The organism is Neolewinella marina, from assembly GCF_002631205.1.
In the GTDB taxonomy this organism is placed as follows: domain Bacteria; phylum Bacteroidota; class Bacteroidia; order Chitinophagales; family Saprospiraceae; genus Neolewinella; species Neolewinella marina.
In genome coordinates, this window is sequence record NZ_PDLO01000001.1 from 741,338 (window position 1) to 761,743 (window position 20,406).

General features: G+C 62.6%; 16 protein-coding genes and 1 tRNA gene. 7 read left to right on the forward strand and 10 right to left on the reverse strand.

What is annotated here, in order from left to right:
- Positions 1-151 precede the first annotated feature (151 nt).
- Genes CGL56_RS03005 through CGL56_RS03015 form a run of 3 tightly spaced genes read right to left on the reverse strand, consistent with a single transcriptional unit; the run spans position 152 to position 9,108 of the window.
- Positions 152-1,216 (reverse strand): PorV/PorQ family protein, encoded by a 1,065-nt coding sequence (locus CGL56_RS03005; protein ID WP_099105006.1) that lies wholly within the window; start codon positions 1,214-1,216, stop codon positions 152-154.
- 42 nt (positions 1,217-1,258) lie between these two features.
- Complete coding sequence (locus CGL56_RS03010; protein ID WP_099105007.1) at positions 1,259-5,368, reverse strand: hypothetical protein; 4,110 nt, start codon at positions 5,366-5,368, stop codon at positions 1,259-1,261.
- Positions 5,369-5,409: 41 nt separating this feature from the next.
- The gene (locus tag CGL56_RS03015; RefSeq protein WP_099105008.1) at positions 5,410-9,108 is read right to left on the reverse strand and encodes a TonB-dependent receptor; all 3,699 of its coding nucleotides are present in this window, start codon (positions 9,106-9,108) and stop codon (positions 5,410-5,412) included.
- A gap of 358 nt (positions 9,109-9,466) precedes the next feature.
- On the opposite strand from CGL56_RS03015, the gene CGL56_RS03020 reads away from it, so the two are divergent.
- Positions 9,467-9,838, forward strand: a complete 372-nt coding sequence (locus tag CGL56_RS03020; RefSeq protein ID WP_099105009.1) for a PRC-barrel domain-containing protein — start codon at positions 9,467-9,469, stop codon at positions 9,836-9,838.
- 76 nt (positions 9,839-9,914) lie between these two features.
- Here the strand turns inward: CGL56_RS03020 and CGL56_RS03025 are convergent, their stop codons facing one another.
- A complete protein-coding gene (locus CGL56_RS03025; RefSeq protein ID WP_099105010.1) occupies positions 9,915-11,246 on the reverse strand; it encodes an amidohydrolase family protein in 1,332 nt (443 codons plus the stop codon).
- Between the two features lie 151 nt (positions 11,247-11,397).
- On the opposite strand from CGL56_RS03025, the gene CGL56_RS03030 reads away from it, so the two are divergent.
- From CGL56_RS03030 to CGL56_RS03040, 3 genes are read left to right on the forward strand one after another with little or no spacing between them, the layout of a single operon-like run.
- Positions 11,398-11,577, forward strand: a complete 180-nt coding sequence (locus CGL56_RS03030) for a DUF6435 family protein (protein WP_099105011.1) — start codon at positions 11,398-11,400, stop codon at positions 11,575-11,577.
- Position 11,578: 1 nt separating this feature from the next.
- Positions 11,579-11,737: a DUF2256 domain-containing protein gene (locus CGL56_RS03035; RefSeq protein WP_099105012.1), complete on the forward strand. Its 159-nt coding sequence runs from the start codon at positions 11,579-11,581 to the stop codon at positions 11,735-11,737.
- Between the two features lie 3 nt (positions 11,738-11,740).
- Positions 11,741-12,382, forward strand: coding sequence for a cytochrome c oxidase subunit 3 (locus CGL56_RS03040; protein WP_099105013.1), 642 nt, complete (start codon positions 11,741-11,743; stop codon positions 12,380-12,382).
- 273 nt (positions 12,383-12,655) lie between these two features.
- On the opposite strand, the gene prfB is transcribed toward CGL56_RS03040, so the two are convergent.
- From prfB to CGL56_RS03070, 6 genes are all read right to left on the reverse strand, one after another.
- A complete protein-coding gene (gene prfB / locus CGL56_RS03045; protein ID WP_099105014.1) occupies positions 12,656-13,744 on the reverse strand; it encodes a peptide chain release factor 2 in 1,089 nt (362 codons plus the stop codon).
- A gap of 101 nt (positions 13,745-13,845) precedes the next feature.
- The gene (locus tag CGL56_RS03050) at positions 13,846-14,019 is read right to left on the reverse strand and encodes a DUF4295 family protein (protein WP_187305567.1); all 174 of its coding nucleotides are present in this window, start codon (positions 14,017-14,019) and stop codon (positions 13,846-13,848) included.
- Positions 14,020-14,074: 55 nt separating this feature from the next.
- On the reverse strand, positions 14,075-14,263 hold the full coding sequence (gene rpmG, locus CGL56_RS03055) for a 50S ribosomal protein L33 (RefSeq protein WP_099105016.1): 189 nt from the start codon (positions 14,261-14,263) through the stop codon (positions 14,075-14,077).
- Positions 14,264-14,275: 12 nt separating this feature from the next.
- Entirely contained in the window at positions 14,276-14,524 is a 249-nt protein-coding gene (gene rpmB / locus CGL56_RS03060; protein ID WP_099105017.1) for a 50S ribosomal protein L28, read from the reverse strand.
- A gap of 83 nt (positions 14,525-14,607) precedes the next feature.
- Positions 14,608-14,684, reverse strand: a tRNA-Arg gene (locus CGL56_RS03065).
- 87 nt (positions 14,685-14,771) lie between these two features.
- On the reverse strand, positions 14,772-15,479 hold the full coding sequence (locus CGL56_RS03070; protein ID WP_099105018.1) for a CPBP family intramembrane glutamic endopeptidase: 708 nt from the start codon (positions 15,477-15,479) through the stop codon (positions 14,772-14,774).
- 65 nt (positions 15,480-15,544) lie between these two features.
- Between CGL56_RS03070 and CGL56_RS03075 the strand changes: the two genes are divergently transcribed.
- From CGL56_RS03075 to CGL56_RS03080, 3 genes are read left to right on the forward strand one after another with little or no spacing between them, the layout of a single operon-like run.
- A complete protein-coding gene (locus tag CGL56_RS03075) occupies positions 15,545-18,472 on the forward strand; it encodes a DEAD/DEAH box helicase (RefSeq protein WP_099105019.1) in 2,928 nt (975 codons plus the stop codon).
- Positions 18,473-18,488: 16 nt separating this feature from the next.
- The gene (locus CGL56_RS18175; protein WP_167641505.1) at positions 18,489-18,641 is read left to right on the forward strand and encodes a hypothetical protein; all 153 of its coding nucleotides are present in this window, start codon (positions 18,489-18,491) and stop codon (positions 18,639-18,641) included.
- Positions 18,642-18,672: 31 nt separating this feature from the next.
- Positions 18,673-20,403, forward strand: a complete 1,731-nt coding sequence (locus CGL56_RS03080) for a sodium:solute symporter (RefSeq protein WP_099105020.1) — start codon at positions 18,673-18,675, stop codon at positions 20,401-20,403.
- Positions 20,404-20,406: the final 3 nt, after the last annotated feature.

Consider the following 20,406-nt stretch of genomic DNA (forward strand, 5'->3'; position numbering starts at 1 on the left):
AAACCGCCCGCCGGTAAGCTGGAGCGGACGGCTAAAAAAAAGCAACGCCCCTACGGGGGTAGGAACGTTTGCTATTATACTTAATAAGGCAAATATAGGGAAAATAAGATATAGCGTTCCCTGCTTCCGCCCGCCGGAAACCTTTCTGATCCTAGAAGGAAAGGCTCAATCCAACGTTGTGGGTCCCGCCATAAATCCGGGTACTCCGGTAGGCATAATCGACGGAAAAGCGGCGGGTCAGGTCTCCCTTGGCGAAGGGCACGCGGATACTGGCTCCCGCGCTGATGCCGTCGTAAATGGGTGATTCATCAGCGGCGGTGCCTTCGCTTCTCCCGGGGGCATCCAGGTCGGTGCGGTAGCCGGCCCGGACGAGGAACTGCTCCCGGAAGGCATACTCCAGGCCGGCACCTACCTCGTCGCGGCTGAAGGAGTTGGCGGTGAAATTACCCACCACGGTGACCCGCTGGTTCTCCAGGTGGGTGAGGAAATCGTAGCTGGCACCTATATTAAGCATGGAGGGCATTTCAAATCCGGCCGCCCGCTGGGCGTAAGTGAGCTTGTAATCGGCGGCCTGGTCGGGGTTGTCGGCGGCCGTAGCCAGCCCCTGCCCCCCGTAGGCCATGCGTGATCCCACGTTGCGCAGGCTCAGCCCGAACTTGAAGGCATCCTGCACGCCGGTGACGTACTGCACCCCGGCGTCGATGGCCACACCAAAGGAGCTTACGTCGCTGGTGGATTCACTGACGCCCCTCAGGGTCAGCCCCACCGATACCTTGTTTTCGAACTGGTGGCTGTAGGTGAGCCCCACGTTGATGAAGCTGAGGTTCATGAGCGCCCCGGTACCTTCCGGCTGCTCGGTGGTGGTGATGGGGATGTCGCCGAAGTCCAGGCTCATGATGCTGAAGCCGAAGCCGCCGCTCTCCCCCACCCGGCTGCTCACGCCGATGGCCTGCATCGAGATGTCGGTGCCCTGCAGGTAGTTGGCGTAGCCCAGCATCACCTGGGTGCCGGCGAATCGGCTTACCCCCGCCGGATTGATGCGCATGGCTTCCACCCCGGTCACGTAGGAGGTGCCCAGGGAGTGCAGCCCGGCCGAAGGGGCCCAGGGGTTCATCAGGAGCTGGGCGGCCCCGGCCTCCCCCTGCCGGTCGGGGTTGCCGGCGGATACCACCAGCGAAAGGGCGGAACAGAGGGCCAGCAGGTAAATCTTCTTCATGGTGAATCGTTGAATCACGGATTTGCCGGTGGGTAACCCGGGTTACAGTCCGGAGGGATCAAACTGGCGCTGCACGCCGAAAAACTTCAGGGTCCGCTCTCCCAGACCGGGAGCGTCTACGTGGATGAGGTACACCCCGCTGGCGACCGGAATCCCCTTCTGGTTGCGTAAATCCCACTCCAGGGCGGGAGAAATCTGGCGTACGCCGACGGGGCGGTCGTTGCCGCCGAGCTGGGCCTCCGATTCGTCGCGGTTGTACTGTCGGATGAACTTGCCATCGAGGGAGTAGATCGTCACCGTGGCGCGGGCGGGCAGGTTGGTGATCTTGACGTTGGTCTCAAACTGGCTGTCCTCGTAGATGCTGAAGCCGTAGTAGGGGTTCGGCACCACGTTGATCATGTCCAGCGCCCGGTTCGTCAGGGCTTCGTCGAGTTCCCGGTTGGCCTGCTTGCCGTCGATCGTAAAGCGGTAGGTCGGGTAGCCATTCGCTTCGGGGACGCCCTCGGCATAGGCAAAGGCGCTGTTGACCCTCAGCTTGATGGTGACGTCCTCCGGGATGATGCCGTCCGCATAGGACTTCAGGTTGACGCCGCCCGCCAGCAGGGGGAAGCCGGCCCAGGTGATGTCCTGCAACGCCCGCACCTTGGCGGTTGAGTTGGGACTGTTCCGGGGAAACAGGCGGTTGTAGAGGCGCACGCCACCGTCGTAGGGCTGGTCGGTGACGTAGAAGTAGTGCTGCCCTCCGGCCGGGAAGTCGTAGATGCTCAGTCCGTTGATCGGCGATTTCTCGAACAGGGTGTTGGAGGGGTTGAAGATCATGTCGTCGCCGTTGCTGGCCGCGACGAAGGCATCCCCGAGGCGGCGGCCGTCGTAGGTGCTGTTTTCGCCCCAGAAAATTTCCAGCCGCTGCCCCGTCTCCACGTCGATGGCGTAACCGGGGAACCAGCCCATGCCGGTGGCGAACTGGGGATCAATGCCGCGGTCGATGGCCGGCAGCCCGTCCGGACCCGCTTCCCGACTAACGCTGGGTGCATCCCGGGTGTCGAACATGCGCCGGTCGGAGTCGGTCTTGATGCGCTGTCCGCGGTAGGCGGCGTCCTTGTAGAAGTAGCTGCTGGTTTCGATGACCGGGCAACGGCTCCAGAGCGACTTGTCGGAGGTCAGCACGATGTTGACGTTGTTCAGGTCCTGCAGCGACTGCCCGCGCACTACCCCGTCGTTGAGGCGGAACTCCGACAGGTACACCGGCGAAAGGAAGGGGATGCCCCCATCGTTCTCCTGGTGGTCCAGCAGGCGGTAGGGAACGATGCCGGGGAACATATCCGTGAGGCCCCGGTCCTGGTCCAGGTCGTAGTAGCGGTCCTGGAAGTCGTCGGTCCCCACGTAGTCGAAGAGGGCCTGGTCAAATTCCACGTTGTTAAAGCCGAGGGAAAGGTTGTCGGGCACGAACAGCAGCCAGGGCTCCGCCTCCGTGCTGTCGTACACCAGCGATCCGCCGAGCGCACCGTTGCGGCCCGTGCCGGTAGTACCGGGTTCGGGTACGTCGCCGATGCGGACGGAAAACCCGAATTCGCCGACGATCTGCTCGTTGTTCGAGTCGATGGGTCGTTCACTGACCACCGTGGGTACCCCGCAGTCGTTCAGGCAGCGGAGGGTCCAGCGGACGGGGGCCGTGAGGCGGTCGTCATTCAGGTTGTCGTCCACGAAGGTGATCTCGTATTCCCCGTCCTGGATGTCGAGGGGGTTGGCCACGAATACGTCGATGGGTCCGGCGCCGCGCTCGTAGGTCAGTTCACCGGTGAAGGGTTGCCCCGCGGCGATGGCCGCCTCGATTTCAGCCACGGTTTCCTCGGTGAGATCGAGGAAGTTGCCGTTGTTGCCCTGGCCGCTCAAGCGGGTTACCCGGGCGTTGTCGCCGTAGTCGGCCTTCAGGTCGCGATCGAGAATCGGCCGGGGGATGGCTGTATAGAAGGCGTTCCCGGTGAGGGGGTCGCCGATGTTGCGGCTGGAGGCGATGTACTGGGTCGGTTGCCCCGGGCTGTCGGGGTCGAAGGGGTCGTATTCCTCGTAGTTGTTGTAGGCGTAGGCTACTACGGTGAAGTAGTAGCGGCGGTGGTTGATCAGCCGGGTATCGTTGCCGCTGGCGAAGGCATCCTGGGTGATGCTGATGCTGTGGCGGATCCCTTCGTCCTCGCCGGCCACCCGCAGTTCGGGAACGAAGTAGGTCTGGTTGAGGGGGTTGCGGTCCTCTTCCTCGGCGGAGATGCCGGTCCAGTTGAACAGTCGGGTCACCCCGTTGTCCAGGTCGTAGGTGGCGATTTCGCGCACCCGGTTCGGATCACCGATGTCGGCCAGGGTCACGTCGGGGCCCGAGAACTGGAAGACGCGGTACCCTTCAAAGCGGTAGAGGCTGTCGGCTCCGGCGGGGATGCCCAGTCCTTCTTCCTGGTAGCCTTCCATGAAGTTGTTGCTCACCGGGCTGTTGGAGAACAGCATCACCACCTCCCGGTCGAGTTCCAGCAGGTCCACGTCGGGAGCGTCGGGGCCGTCGAGGAGGTCGAAGCAGTTGTCGAAGAGCGACTGGGCCAGGTCATCGGCCTGCTGCAGCCGCTGGATGGAGGGCGCGGGGTAGGTCTGGTCGGGCACCCACACCACGCCGATGATCAGTTCGTTGACCGCGCCGGGTTGTAGGGTGAAGGGGCCGGAGGCCTGGATGGTCCGGCGGTCGCCGAAGGGCAGGTCCTCGGTGGTCATGTTCCACCCCCTGACGTTGGGCGGATCGGGGAAAGCGTAGCGGGTAGCGGGCGCGCCGCCCTCGTCGTAGCCGTCGCCGGCGCTCTGCAGCAGGGCACCGTCGCGCCACCGCCCCTGGAGGTAGTTGTAGTATTCCTCGGCAGTACTGGGGTCGGTAGTGGCGGGCGGCGGCCCACCTACCCCGGCGTTGTTGTAGTACACGAAAGAACTCATGCCCAGCTCCCGCTCTCCGATCTGGTTTCCGTTGATGTCGTAGATCGGTGCCCGGGGGCCGCGGAAGTAGTCGACCCCCAGAATGGGAATCTCGTCGCAGTAGGTCTCCACTCCCCCGTCGCAGGTACAACCCTGGGCGCCGTCGAGCTCATCCTCGTTGTAGACGTAGGCCAGGGAGCGGGTGGTGTCGCTGCCAATGTAGTCGTCGGTGGCGCAGCCCAGGTCGGGGTCCACCCACATGGCGAAATAGGTATCCAGGATATCCTCCTGCGCCCGGTTGATGAGCTTGTAGCGCTGGAAGGTCATGTTGTTGATGTCGTCCGAGGTGGTGTAGGCAAAGGCCTGTACCTGCACTTCCATCTGGATCTGGAGGGGCGTATTCGACTGGCGGTGGGTGTTGCCGGCGTCGTTGTAGATCCAGAAGGTCATTTCCTCGGGGAACTGGGGCGTCTCTCCGCAGCCACGAATTTCGATGATGGGGTAATCGCCAAGGGTGGGATCGTAAAGTCCGTCGAGGTCCTCATCCCAGAAGCCGGCCAGGCCGCCCCCTTCGTTCGGGTTCGGCAGTTCGAAGCCGTTGATCTCGGCAAAGTAGGGGTTGCCCACTGAAGGCCAACCCAGGATATCCTTGGGTACATTGTCCGGATCCAGGGGCAGGGCGTCGTTCTCTAGCGCCGTCTGGTAGGCGGCCCGCAGCTGGCGGATGCTTTCCCCCTTGACGGTGAAGAAGCGGTCCCACCGCTCGCAAGTGTCCCGCTGGATGGTACCCTGGGGAGTGAGGGGCCCGGGATAGTAATCGAACTGCCCCGAGCTGCGGCCGTAGTCCTGGGCCGCCACCTTCAACCCGCCGCCGGGATCGCGGCCACCCAGCCAGACCGCGCCGGCGAAAATGGAACTCACCTCCGGAACCCCGGGAGGTGGCTTGGGCACGATGTAGCGGCCGTTGTCGCCGTCCCACCATACGTCGCCGCCGGTGGTGAGGCGGGCCCGGACATTGTTGATCTCCATATCCGTCTGCCGGGTGGCGTTGTCGCAGGCTTCCCGGAAGTCGATGCGCTCCTGTTCCGACCGCGACGGTCGGTCGCTTCCGGAGCGGTCGCCCGGCCCTTTGGCGGCCCATACCCCGTGGGGCAGCGCCAGGGCCGCGATCAGCAAGCAGACGACGAAGGGAGAGGAAAGACGCATGGTCGGGGTGGTTGTGGGGGTTAGGGCGGTCACTGGGGAAATCATAGGCCGAAGCGGACGCCCACGTACATGCGGCGGGGCAGGCTGAAGAAATCGGAGTTCAGTACCCGCCACTGGTAGCTGTCGAGGTAGGACTCCACGGGGCGGGTCCCCCCCTGCAGGCTCTCCACCTGGTCGCGGCCGAAGCTGCTCTGGAGGAAGCCCGGATCGTCGGGCGACCCGGTGGCGGAGTAGACGCCAATGATGTTCTGGCGGTCCAGGATGTTGCTTACGCGGAAGTAGACGTTCACCCCACCCCGGCCGGCGACCTGGAAGTTCTTCTCGATCTGACCGTTCAGGGTGAAGTTCCAGGGGTTGCGGCTGCCGTTGATGGCCCCGCGGGTGCCGCTGCCGCCCAGCTCGGAGGGAATAAAGGTGGCGGTATAGGGCCGCCCCGAAACCGTAACGCCCTGGAGGTTGATGCCGGAGTTGTCGAGCCAGCGGGGCGTACCGTTGCGGCTGTCGAAGCGGTAGTCCACCACCAGGTTGACCCGGTGGCGTTCATCGAAACTCAGGGGGAAGAGGGTCCGCAGGTTGCCCCGGTTGGTGAGGCCCCGCTGGCTGGTGGCGTTGGAGCCGGTGCCATCGGCGAACTGCAGGGTGTAGTTGGCGTTGACGGTCACGTTGCTGGTCCGCCGCAGGTCGTAGGTGAAACTGAAGCCCTTGACGGTACCGAAATCCTGGTTATCGTAAGTAGTGTACTGGTTCACCAGCGGCACCGGGAAGTAGGTGCGCAGCTGGATCATGTCGCGCAGCTCCTTGTAGTAGGCCGCCAGGGTGATGGCCGAGGAGTTGCTGAGCTTGGTCTTGAAGCCCACCTCGTAATCGATGGTCCGCTCCGGCCGCAGGGCGGGGTTGTTGAACGGGGCACCCGCCGACCCGGGCCGTTCCACGAAGTAATAGTAGTCCAGGGCCGTCGCCAGGGTGTTGCTGGACGGCCGCTGCACCAGCACGTCGTAGTGGGCAAAGAAGTTGGCCTCCCCGGAGATGGGGAAGGAAAAGGCGAGGCGGGGCATGATGTTGAACTGTACCTCGTAGTCCTCAAAGGAAGTGGCCGTGGTGAACTCCTCCGACTTGATGAAGTTGTTCGACCGCTGGGCGGCGGGATTGGCGTAGCGGGGAAACACCAGGCCGGTACGGATGCCCTCGATCTCCTGCGGACCGTTGGTGGGGGTACCGTCGGCCCGGAACCAGTTGTCGTTGAAGCGGTAGGCCCGCACGTCGGTGCCGCCTTCCTCGGTGGTGTAGACCACGTAGTCGTCACCGATGTTGCCCGGTCGTTCGCCGCCGAAGTTGGCGTGGAAGTCCTCGGCGCCGATGATCTCGTAGAGACTGTAGGGGTCCTTGAGTACCTTGGTGTTGGCGTCGTAGCGGTCGGCCCGTACGCCCACCCGGAAGATCATGTTGTTGATGGTGAACTTGTCCTGGAGGTAGGCCGAAGCGTAGATCGGCCGGTTCGGGGCCACGGTGAACTTGCGCTCCCCGGTCACCGGATCGATGGCGAAGAAGTCGTCGAAGGTCCCTTCCACCTCATTGCCGAGGTAATCGTAGCCTACGTAGTCGATCAGCTGGGCGAAGGTGAGCTCCTGGGCACTGAACTGGTCCAGCGACAGCTGGTCCGGCGACAGCCCGTCGATGTTGACGTACTGGTCCAGGGGCACCCCGAGGTCCTCACGGATCCGGCGATAAAAGGTGCCCGCGTCCGTCTCAATGGTGGGGGCCACCACGTCGGCCGGCCCCTCGTAGCTGAAGAAGCCCTCGCCCAGCGATACGTCGATGGTGTTGATCACCCGGTTGGCGGTGTCCACGGCGTTCAGGTGGCGGTTGATGAGCTGGCGGCCCACGGTCCAGAGTCCGCTCGGGCTCAGGCTGTACTGCCGGTTGACCCGCTGCTCGTACACCACGCCGAACTGGATGCTGTGGCGGCTCAGGTCGGAATTGCCGGGGACGATCTCGAAGTTCGCGTTGGCGTTGAAGGTGTAGGTGTCGTTGTCCTGGCTGAAGTAGGAGTTGTACACCGTGCCTACGTTGGCGTGGAAGCCCCAGCTGTCGCGGTATAGCGTCTGGGTACGGCCGTTCACCGAAGCGAAGCGGTCCAGGGTGGGAATGGGCAGACCTTCCGGCGTGAGTTGGGCCACGCCGAGTACTCCGTAGGTGGCCGTGGTGAAGCTCTGGTCGCCCCCGTACCCCAGGAAGTTGTTGTAGTTGGAAAGGATGGGATTGGCGGAGGTGGTCGGGTCAAAACGGCGGAGCACCTCGCGGTAGTCGGCCTGGAAGGCCCCGATCGGGGAGCCGGTGTCGTCCAGCTCCAGGGCGAAGACGGGGATGTAGTCGATCTCGAAACGGCCCACGTAGCCGTAGTCGAACAGCCGGTCCTGGTGGACGGGGTCCGCCACGTTGAAGGCGTTGTTCTCGATGCCCAGCTGCAGGGTGTAACTGGCGTTCTGGATGACGCTGCGGTTGTTGCCGCTCTCGCCGGCTACGCCCGAGCCGCCGAGGCGGTGGCGGAAGCGGAAGTTGCCCCGGTAGTCGGCCCGCTCGGAAGTCGGGTTGCGGGAGGCATTGTAGGTGCGCCAGGTATTGCCGAAGGACTCACTGGGCGTAAACTGGTCGTTGAAGGAGCCGTAGTAGCCGGACAGCGATACGTCGATAGCGTCGCTGAGGCGGGCGTCGAGTTTGCCGTTAAGGTTCAGGGCGTCGGAGGCCTCGAAGGGGCGGGTATCTAGGGCCTCTACGTCGGCGTTGGTCAGGAAGTCGGCCGCGACGAAGGGCAGGCCACCGCGGAGGATGACGGGGTTGGCCTCCAGGTCGGCGATGACGTCCTCCCGGGCGCGGTAGATCGGTACGGCACTGGGATCGTCATCGCGGCGGTAGGTGTAGCGGCCGCTGAAGCGGTAGCCGAGGATGGCCCGGTCGTTGCCCTGCTTCAGCAGGGGGCCGGAGACGGCCACGCCCACCAGGCTGTTGCCGTAGTCGTCGAGGCCCTCGCTGGTTTCGGCCTCGGCGCTCAGGTTGAAGTCCGTGCTCGGCCCCTTGGTGGTCACCGAAATGATGCCGCCGGTTACGTCACCGTAGCGGGCTTCCAGTCCCCCGGTGATGACCTGTAGTTGTTCGATCTCCGACTCCGGCAGCAGGCTGCCGCGGACCCGCACGCCGTCCACGTAGTAGTCGGTGGCGTTGGAGCGCGAGCCCCGGATGGTAATGGCCGAGCCCTCGTCGGCGGAAGCGGCCCCGGCGGTGATCGAGGCCAGCTGATTGATGTTGCGGGTGGGCAGCCGCTGGATCTCGCTGGCGGTAATGGTTTGCCCGGAAGTGGTATTGTCCACCTCGATGAGGGGCACCTCGTAGTCGGTCACCACCACCACGTCCAGGTTCACGCCGCCGGCGTTGCTCACCTCCACGTCGGCTACGTTGGTGCGGCCGGGCAGTACCGGAATGCCCGTCAGCTTGGTGGGTGGGTAGCCGGTGTAGTTGACCTCAATGTCGTAGGTGGCCGGGTCGATGTTGGAGAAAAAGTAGTTACCGCTCAGGTCGGTGGTGGTTCCCTGGACGAAGCTCCCGTCCCGGAACAGGGAAACGGCCGCGAACGGCAGGGGCTCTCCCCCATTGTCCGTGTCCGTCACTTTTCCCGACAGGGCGGTCTGGGCCGTGACGACCAGCGCAAGCAGCAGGAAGCAGGTGAGGAGTAGCGGTCGTTTCATATACTAGCTTTTGTCGGAGCGGACAGCCGCCGCGCAGCGGTGCCCACAAATGTGCAAAACTGCCGGCATACATCAGCCCCATTGCCGGGCGGAGTACCATATACGACAAAGATTTGGTGCAATTAACATATGTACCCCGCCACCCCGGCCCTTTCACCCCCTTCCCGGAACCCGCGGCCGCGCCCCCAGACGCCATACCAGATGAAATTACCTAAATCGTATACAATTATAATTTAATAGCTTACATATTAAACTTTATCACGCTTTGTGTTGTTATATTAGTGTATTTTGATTTGATAAACAGCGGAAACAGCGGGGAGCAACGGCCCCGGAACCGCACTTAAAAAGACATGAAACCATGAGAAACCTGATTCTTTCCTCTACCTCAATCACCGGAACCAACGTAATCAACGCCAATGGCGACAACCTGGGCGAGATAAAAGACCTGATGATCGATACCGAAAACGGTACCGTGAATTACGCCGTACTGTCCTTTGGTGGCTTCTTGGGTATGGGCGACAAATACTTTGCCGTCCCCTTCGAAGCCTTCACCATCAATACGGTCACGGAGAAATTCGTCCTCGATGTACCCAAGGACCGGCTGGAGAACGCCCCCGGATTTGACAAGCACAACTGGCCCAAATCTACTGATCACCAGTACTGGGACAGCCTCCACAAGCACTACGGCGTAGAGCGTCGCTCGTACGCCCACGATACGCAGCTGGCCTGACCCGGCCCGTCTGCCAGGACATACACTGTAAACCCTTTGAGAGCCCGCAACAGCCCCGCGCTGTGGCGGGCTTTTTTTATTTCACCCGCTCGCCGTGCTTCATCACCATATCGACGTCCTGCAGCAGGGCGATATGGCGCAGCACGTCGCCCTTCACGGCGATGATGTCGGCGTACTTGCCCGCGGATACGGTGCCATAGTCGGCGTCGACGCCCATCATCTTGGCGGGCCAGTAGGTAGCGGCTTTGATGGTGTACATGGCGGGGAAGTCAAATTCGTTAGTCCACACGTCCAGCTCGTTCCAGGTACTCTGGCAGTGGAATTTCATGGGAATTCCGGAGTCGGTGCCGACCATGAGGACCACCCCGGCTTCCCGGAGCTGGTTTACCTTCCGCTCCAGGGTAGGCCGCCGCACGGGGGTCAGCTGAAAGTAGGGCAACTGCCCCGGATGCTGGAGGCTCGCCTCGATGTCGGCGATGATTTCCGGGGTGAGGCCTTCGTGCCAGCAGTCGCCGTCCAGCTTTTCGGGGTTGTCGCGGGTATACTCGTAGTTGTAGAGCCCTTCCACGGTGGGGGTCCAGTACAGCGGCCCCAGGTTCATCTGGGCGGTGCGCTCGCGGATCATTTCCATAACGTCTTCGGGGTATTCGGGGGCGGAACTCAGGCCGGTGTGCTCGAAGCAGTCGACGCCGGCCTCCAGCCCCAGGCGGATCTCCTCCGGCCGGTGGGCGTGGGCCACTACGGTGAGACCCCGGCGGTGGGCTTCATCTACCAGGGCCAGGAAGGCGTCCTTCGGCATCTGGTCCTGGTCGACCACCTTGATGCAGTCGACACCGGCATCGGCCAGCTCCCCTACTTTTGCCCGGGCCTGGGCTACGGACTGAATACCCCAGCGGAACGCTTCGGTGCCCGGATAGGGCCGCGCCTGCAGGAAGGGGCCGCTCACGTACAGCGTCGGACCGCTCAGTTCTCCGGCGTTGATGCGGTCGCGTACGCTCAGGCTCTCTTCCAGGGGGCCGCCCAGGTCACGAGCGCTGGTCACCCCGGCCATCAGCAGTTGGCGGGCGCTGGCCGGCATGATCACTTCGGACAGCTGGGGCGGGTACACCGTATCCCAGTGGGCGTAGTCGGCGTGGCCGTTGATCATCAGGTGGACGTGCATGTCCCACAGCCCGGGCAGTACGCTCATCCCCTCGGTGGAGATCACCTCCGCTCCCGGGGGCACGGCCAGTTCGCCCTGGGTGCCCACGGCCTTGATGCGGTTGCCCTCCACGAGGATGACGCTGTTGCGCAGCGGGGTGCCTCCGAAGCCGTCGATGAGGGTACCGCCCACGAGGGCCTTGAGGTTCTGGGCGCGGACGCCGGTGCAAAGGATCAGGGCGAGAGCCAGGGGAAGGAGATAGCGCATGGTCGGGGCAGTGGGTTAAGCCGGGAATGGTTTTCTCCGCGGCGACGACGAACATACTGCACGCGCCGCAATCCGTAAAAGATAGTATTCCTCGCCCGCGGATTCAGCAACCAAACCCGCGCCACCCCGTTACACCACCAAAGCCCATCCCATGTTCGGATTATTCAAAAAGGACCCCGTCAAGAAGCTCGAACAGGAGTATACCCGCCTGCTCGAGGAAGCCATGCAGCTGCAGCGGGGCGGCGACATCAAGGGGTACGCCGCCAAGTCGGCCGAGGCGGAAAAAATGATGGACCGTATCGTGGAGCTGCGCGACGAAAAAGCAAAGTAGCTTGGCCCACCAGAAATCCCATTTGCCCGTGAAGGTTTGCCCGGTCTGCGGGCGTCCCTTTGCCTGGCGCAAGAAGTGGGAGCGACACTGGCCGGAAGTCCGGTACTGCTCCGAGCGGTGCCGCCGCAACCGGCCGCCGGCCAAGGACCGCAAGGAATAGACCATGTACGACCGCCCCCACGAAATCGAGCGCGCCGACGACGACAGCCAGGACAACTTCGCCTTCCACCCGAAGAACATCTACCTCATGCTGTTGCTCTTCAGCCTCAGCATGCTCTTCCTGGCCCTCACGGCCGCCTTCGTGTATACCCGCATCCAGAGCGACCTGCCCCCACTGAAGTTGCCCCTGCTATTCCTGGCCAATACCGTGATCCTGCTGGGCAGCAGCTACACCATGGTCAGCGCCAAGCGCGCCTACCTCGCCGACGATACCGACCGCTACCAGCGCATGCTCTGGTATACCCTCTTTCTTTCCCTCTTTTTCATGGTGATGCAGGCGTTGGCCTGGTACCAGCTGTTCAGCCAGCAGATCTACGTATACAGCGACAACTCCGCGGGCTACCTCTACGTCATCTCGGCCCTCCACTTCGCCCACGTCATCGGAGGCCTCCCCTTCCTGGCGGTATTCCTGCACCGGGCCAGGAAATACATGCGGGAGCCGGTGAGCGTACTGGTCTACTTCAGCGATCCCGACAAGCGGCTTAACCTGCGGCTGCTCACCATCTACTGGCATTTTCTTGATGCGCTGTGGATTTACCTGGTGGTTTTTTTCCTGATCAATCAGCTGCTTTGGGAAATACTGTAAGATTATTAAGTTTAATAACCTTATGATATTTAACTCGATTCTTCGCCGGATTTAACACTAATCAAAATATAGCCAAAGCAAAATACTGATTATCAGCGTTTTATCAATTTGGCACGGTAATTGATAAATGTATGGCACCGGAAGAGAGCCGGTACCCAGAGATATACTACACTTTCTTTGATGGCTACATTATGACGCATTGAACGACACAACCTTTGGAATTCCTTTAACCCTTTTGAAGCATCCAACGACACCCTCGTTGGATGCTTTTTTTTATCTCGCCTCTCCGCTCCACCGCAGGTAGGCCTTCAGGAAGTCCTCAATATCGCCGTTCAGCACGGCGTCGGTCTGGCTGGTTTGCCAGTTGGTGCGGTGGTCCTTCACCCGGCGGTCGTCCAGGACGTAGCTGCGGATCTGGCTGCCCCACTCGTTGGAGGTCTTCCCCGCCTCGATCTCGTCCTTGGCGGCCCGTTGGGCCTGGAGCTCCCTTTCGTAGAGCCGGCTGCGCAGCATATTTAGCGCCCGCTCGCGGTTCTGGTGCTGGCTGCGCTCTTCCTGGCATTCCACCACGATGCCCGTAGGTTCGTGGGTGACCCGCACGGCGGATTCGGTCTTGTTGACGTGCTGACCGCCGGCGCCGGACGCCCGGAAGGTATCCCAGCGAATGTCGGCGGGGTTGATCTCCACCTCGATGCTGTCGTCGACCCGCGGGTGCACGAATACGGAGGCGAAGCTGGTCTGCCGTTTGCCCTGGGCGTTGAAGGGACTGATGCGTACCAGGCGGTGGACGCCGTTCTCCCCCTTCATCATACCGTAGGCGAAGTCGCCGATGATCTCCAGGGTCGCGGACTTGATGCCGGCCACGTCGCCCGGCGTCTCGCTGGCGAGGCTTACCTTGTAGTTGGCGTATTTCTCGGCGTACATCGTGTACATACGCATGAGCATTTCCGCCCAGTCGTTGCTTTCGGTGCCCCCGGCCCCGGCATTGATTTCCAGGATACAGCCCAGCTCGTCTTCGGGACGGTTGAGGGTGGCGCGGAACTCGGCGTCGTCCAGTACCGCCACGGTTTCCTCGTAGCGGCGGTCGACTTCCTCTTCGGTGCCCTCCCCTTCGCGCAGGAATTCCTGTAGCACCTCCAGGTCGTCGACGCGGTCGGCCACCTTCTGGTACTGGGCCACCCAGTTCTTGTGGCTCTGCAGCTCCTTCATGACGGCCTCGGCCTGCTGGGAGTCGTTCCAGAAATTGGGGTCGAGGCTCCGCTGGGTGAGGTCTTCGATCTTGAAGTTCCGTTTCTCCACGTCGAGGTAACCGCGCAGGAGGGCGAGGCGGGACTGCAGGTCTTTAAGTTGATCGTTGGTCATAACGGAGGCGGGCGGCGGTAAACGGGAAGGGTGGGTATCGGGCGCAAGGAAGCCCGGCCCGCGCTAGGCAGACCGGGCTTCCGGCTTCTGAAGAAGAAGGGTTACTTGTCCTTCATGAAGTCGTCCAGCTTATCCTTGTGGATCATTACTTCCTTGTAGGAGTAACTGCCGGTTTCGGGGTTCTTGATGGATTGAACCACCTTGACGTAGTCGCGGCCGCTGCCGGCGTTGGCTGCGCGCTTACCTACGCGGGAGTTCTTTGATACCTTGGCCATGATTGGTGTTTATTTTAATCAACGAACAGCCGCGGGGAGCGGCGGGTTGAACGGATTACTTGATTTCCCGGTGCACCGTCATACGGCGCAGGTTGGGGTTGTATTTCTTGAGCTCCAGACGGCCGGGAGAGTTCTTCCGGTTCTTCTGGGTGACGTAGCGGCTGGTGCCGGGTACGTTGGTTTCCTTCTGCTCGGTGCACTCCAGAATGATCTGGTTGCGGTTGCCTTTGCTTTTCTTAGCCATGGGGGATGTAGATTAGAGCTTGACGCCGGTTTCGATACCTTTGTTCTCCAGCTTCTTAACGTAAGCGTAAACCCCAAGTTTATTGATGGTACGCATGGCGCTGGTGGATACCCGCAGGGTCACGAACTTGTCGAGCTCGGGGACAAAGAAGCGCTTCTTCTGAATGTTGGGCACGAAACGACGCTTGGTCTTCCGGTTAGAGTGGGAGACGTTGTTGCCGCTGATCGGCTTCTTTCCCGTGAGTTTGCAAACTTTAGACATTGCGGTATGGCGTTGCTGTCAGAAAAACCCGCACCTGCTGGGTGGGGAAAAAAAAAGCAGACCGCAGCCTGCTCAAAATGTGATGGTGACCGCGTCAGGATTCGAACCTGAAACCTCTTGATTCGTAGTCAAGTGCTCTATCCAGTTGAGCTACGCAGCCATCTGCCCCTTTTCGAAGCGGTCGCAAAGGTAAGAACACTTTTTTACCGACACAAGCACTTCGCCAATATTTTTGTCTGAAGGCCCACTAATTTTTCTCTTCCAGGTACCAGCTGAGCAATCCCCCCACCGCGTCGATGGCGATGTGCAGCAGGATGAGGGGCCAGAGGCTGCCCGTGCGGTAGAAGAAGAAGCCGAACAGCAGGGCCATGGCCACGATCTTGAGGACGGCCTGCCCGCCCTGGTAAAAGTGGGCCACCCCGAAAGAGAAGGCCGGAAAAAGCAGGGTGGCGGCAATGGCCCAGGGTTCGGTGCCCAGGGCGTCCTGCAGGTAGGTGATCATAAACCCGCGGTAAACGATCTCCTCCCCCACCCCCGCGCAGAGGCAGAGAAAGAGGAAGTGGAGGTACTGCCAGCCATTGGCGGGCAGAAAGCCAAGTTCGCGGAACCGGCGGTGGGTTTCCCGCTGCCGGGCGGGGTTTCCGGCTTCGGCGTAGAGATCCAGGCCGTACAGCGCGAGAAAAGCCAGCAGAATCCCCACGGCCACGGGGTCGTAGGGGTGCTGCCCCCACCCCAGCCCGAGTTCGGTGAAGGGGCGGCCGGCGAGGAACCACAGGATCAGTACCGCACAGGCCATACTGAGCAGCAGCACTCCATTGGCGTAGTACATACGGACCTTCAGCTCCGGCGGCCAGCTGTGGGGACGGCCGGCGGTCCGTTGGCGGGTCGTGAAGAAGAGAATACCGGGCAGGAGCAATCCCAGCAGGAGGAACAGGAGGTCGAGGGCTATAGACACGGCGCAAAATACGTACCCGGCCTACCTTTACCTGCTTTACGCCCCCCTTTAAAGCGTAGCCCGCCTTGCAGTCCGCAGTCTTCTTCAACTTCTTCGAGTTCCGTACCGGCATCTGGATCCCCAAGGCCTACTTCGTGGGGCTCGACGCCGGGGGGCGGCCCCGCGTGGTGCACCAGACCGCCCAGCCGGAACTGCTGGCGACCTACGATATTCCCGCCGACCCACCCCTGCTGCGGGCCCTGGAACTTGCGGCCGGCCTGCGCGACCGGACCATCGCCGAACGCTTCCGCAAGGGCAGCAAGTCCCGCCCCACCCTGGCCGGCCTCGTCGCCCCCACCGCCCGCGAGCGCAAGGATGTACTGCTCTACATCCATACCCGCAGCGCGGAATTGTTGGAACTGTGCCAGCGCCATGGGTACGGGGTCACCGTGAACCTGGACACCCGCGCCTCGCCGCACGCCTATACCGTTGCGTTGGACCCCGCCCCCTGGGTACCGGTTCTCGACTTTGCCCTGACGGCGGAAGGACTGGAATACCGACTGCGGTTGCAATCCCCCCACGATGGGGCCGCCCACCTTGTGCGTCACCTCGACCCCCGCATCGTGACCAACCGGCCGGCGCCGGGCTGGGTACTTACCGACCACCGCCTCCTGCGCGTAGCCGGAATGGCGGGCAACGGCCTGAAACCCTTCCTCACCCGGGATGCGGTCCACATCCCGCCCCCGGAGGTAGGCAAATACCTGCGGGAGTTCGTGGCCCGCGCGGCCCGGAAACACCCCCTCACGGTTACGGGGATGGAATACGCCGAGGTAACCCAACCCACGGGCCTGCGACTGACGGCCGCCCCCCACCCCTTCGCGGGGCACTACCTGCTGCAACTCAGCGTGGGCTACGGCGATTACTGGTTCGCACTCGGCGACCCCGAAACCACCGCCGTTGACTTCCGCGACCGACCGCCCTACCGCATCCACCGCATACTCCGCGACTCGGACGCAGAGGCCGAACGGCTGCCCCCCCTGTACGCCCGGGGACTGGAGGAGGTGGGGGAACGGCGGGCCCTGACCGTCCGCCCCGCCCCGGGGGCCTACGAGAATCTGGCCTGGTTGCTGGCCCACGAGGAAGAACTGACTGAATCCGGCATTGAGGTCATCGTGCCCGAGGAAGAGGGCCACTCCTTTTCCCGCGGCCGCGGCCAACTCAGCCTGAACTCCCGGGCGGGGGGCGACTGGCTCGACCTGAACGGGACGGTGGAGGCCGACGGCCACGCCATTCCCTTCACCAGACTGGTGAAGAACCTGCAGCGGGGCGAACGCAAGTTTCTTCTGCCCGACGGCCGCTGGTTCCTGATCCCGGAAGAGTGGTTCACCCGCTACGCCCCCGGGCTCGCCTTCGCCCGCGTGGAGGGCAGCGCGGTGCGCCTGGCCCGCAGCCACGCTCCGCTGCTGACCGCGATGGGCCTGGCCACCGAAGCGGCCCAACCGGAAACCGCCGTCGCCGATTTTCAGCCCCCGGCAGGACTTCGCGCTACCCTGCGGCCTTATCAGCTGGAGGGTGTCCGCTGGCTGGCGCGCCACCACGATGAACGGCTGGGGGCCTGCCTGGCGGACGATATGGGCCTGGGCAAGACCCTGCAGACCATCGCTACCCTGCTCTACGCCAAGGAGCGCATCGGTACCGATTCCGCGGCTGCCGCTCCCGCCCCTCCGCTCGACCTGTTCAGCGCACCAGCCGAAGACGAGGAATTCCTGCGGCCGCTGCGGGCCCTGATCGTCCTGCCGGCCTCCCTGGTATATAACTGGCGCTCCGAGCTCGGCCGCTTTGCCCCTGGCCTGACGGTCCTGTCTCACGTAGGCAGCAAGCGCAGCCGGGATGCGCGGGTGCTGCGGCGCTACGACGTGCTGCTGACCACCTACCAGACCGCCCAGCGGGACGTGGAGGTCCTTCGCGACCTGGACTTGGAATACATCGTGCTGGACGAGAGCCAACAGATCAAGAACCGCAAGAGCAAGGTCTTCCGCGCCCTCAACAGCCTGGAAGCCCGCCACCGGATCAGCCTGTCGGGCACGCCGATTGAGAACTCCCTGTCCGACCTGTGGTCCCAGATGCAGTTCATCAACCCCGGTCTGCTGCGCAGCTTCGCCTTTTTCCGCCGGGAGTTCATCCAGCCCATTGAGCAGCACGACGACGAGGCGAAAAAGCGGCAACTCCGGGAGCTAGTGGCCCCTTACCTGCTGCGGCGCACCAAGGCGGAGGTTGCTCCGGACCTGCCCGACCTGGAGACCCAGGTCTTCTACTGCGAGATGACTTCGGCCCAGGCCAGCTACTACGAACGCGAACGGGCCGCGGCCCGCAATGCGCTGCTGGGCATCCGCGGGGAAGACGACAACGGCGGTGGCGACTACAAGCTGCGGGTAATCCAGGCCCTGACCCGCCTCCGGCAGCTGGCCAACCACCCCGGCATCGTGGATGCCGGCTACGGCAAGGGCAGTGGCAAGTTCGAAGAGGTATCCAATCAGCTGGAAACCATTCGCCGGGCGGGCCGCAAGGTGCTCGTATTCAGCAGCATGGTCAGCCACCTGGAGCTGTACCGCGAGCCCCTGCGGGAGGCCGGACAGCCCTACGCCTGGATCACCGGCGACGTACCCGCCGACCGCCGCGCCGAGGAGGTGCGCCGGTTCCAGGAGGACCCCGCGGTCCAGACCTTTTTCATCTCCATCCGTGCCGGTGGTACGGGGCTTAACCTGACGGGGGCCGACTACGTCTTCCTCCTCGACCCCTGGTGGAACCCTACCGTAGAGGAGCAGGCCATCGCCCGGGCCCACCGGATCGGGCGGCAGGGCAAGGTGTTCGCCCGCAAGTTCCTTACCAAGGGCACCCTGGAGGAAAAGATCTTCCAACTGCAGCAACGTAAGAAGCGACTGGCCACCGAAATTATCGACGGTGGAGCCGGCCTGGACCTCGACCCCGGCGAGATTGACTATCTGCTGGGGTAATTCCTACCTTGCGGGAATGAAGTCCGATCATTACGCCGTGGAAGAAAATCTGGAGATCGATGATCCCCCCGTTCTGGGCAACTGGAGAAACATGTACCTGGTGGTGCTGATCCTGCACGTACTGCTCATTTTCGCTTTCTATCTTTTCTCCCAAACCTACACCCACTAGGTTCGTCCGCCCGAGCGGCTAAACTCCCCCTATGAGTACCCTTGACTGGCTCGTGATGACGGGCACCCTGGCCACCATCGTTATCTACGGCGTCTACAAAACCCGTCAGGTCGACAATGTAAAGAGCTACCTGATGGGTGACCGCGACCTGAAGTGGTGGACGATCGGCCTGTCGGTGATGGCCACCCAGGCCAGCGCCGTCACCTTCCTCAGTACGCCGGGGCAAGCATTCCACGACGGATTAGGGTTTGCCCAGTTCTACTTCGGTCTGCCCATCGCGATGGTGATCCTGTGCATCTTCGTCCTGCCAATCTATTATCGCCTCAAGGTCTATACCGCTTATGAGTTCCTGGAGGGGCGCTTCAACCTGAAGGTGCGTACCCTCACCGCCATCCTCTTTCTCATCCAGCGCGGACTGGCGGCGGGCATCACCATCTACGCTCCGGCCATTGTGCTGTCGGCCATCCTGGGCTGGTCGCTCAGCATCACGATCGCCGTCATCGGGATCGTGGTCATATTCTACACCGTGATCGGGGGCACCAAGGCCGTTTCCGTTACCCAGAAACAACAGATGATCGTCATCCTGTGCGGCATGTTCATCGCCGGCGTGGTGGTGGTGCTGAAGCTGCCGGCGGGCATCGGTTTCGGCGACGCCATCGGCGTAGCGGGCCACCTGGGCAAGCTGGAGGTCGTCGACCTGGAGTTCGACCTCAACGACCGCTACAATATCTGGTCAGCGCTGCTCGGGGGTACCTTCCTCTTCCTTTCCTACTTCGGCACCGACCAGTCGCAGGTGCAGCGCTACCTCTCGGGCAAGAGCCTGACGGAAAGCCGGCTTGGCCTGCTGTTCAACGGCATCTTCAAGGTCCCTATGCAGTTCCTGATCCTCCTGGTAGGGGTTCTGGTCTTTGTGTTCTTCCTTTTCCAGGCGCCGCCCGTTCACTTCAACGCCGCCAACCTCGAACTGCTGCGCTCCTCGGAGTACGGCGAGCAGCTTACCGAACTCGAAGCCCGCAACGAGGAGATACAGCGGCGTAACGAGGCGGCCACCCTCTCCCTGGCCGAGGCCCTGCGGCAGGACGACGCCGCGGGCGTTGCCGAGTACCGGGAGCAGGTGCAGGCTACCCTGGCGGAGCGGACGGCCATTGCCGCCTCGGTAGACGGCCTCATCGGGCAGTACAACCCCGAACTCATCACCGAGGACCGCGACTACGTCTTCATCACCTTCATCACCAAGTACCTGCCGGCGGGACTGGTGGGTCTGCTGCTGGCCGTCATCCTCTCGGCGGCCATGTCGAGTACCAGTTCGGAACTCAATGCCCTGGCCACGACTACGGTGGTCGACATCTACCGCCGGTCGCTGGTTACCGACCGCGACGACCACCACTACCTCCTGGCCAGCAAGTGGTTCACCGTGCTCTGGGGGGGCGTAGCCCTGACCTTCGCCGCGGTGGCCAACCTTTTCGACAACCTCATACAGGCGGTGAACATCATCGGCTCCCTCTTTTACGGGGTCATCCTGGGGGTTTTCGTCGTGGCCTTCTTCTTCAAGCAGGTCGGCGGCAGGGCCGTATTCCGGGCGGCGCTGATCGGACAGGGCTTCGTCACCCTCACCTTCGTAGCCGGCAACGCGGGCTACATCAACCTGGCCTTCCTGTGGCTCAACCTCATCGGCTGCGTCCTGACGGTTGCCTTTGCCGTATGGCTGGAAAAGTCCGGTTCCTCCCCTAACTTGTCTGACCCGGACGCTGAGCTCCTCTAGTCC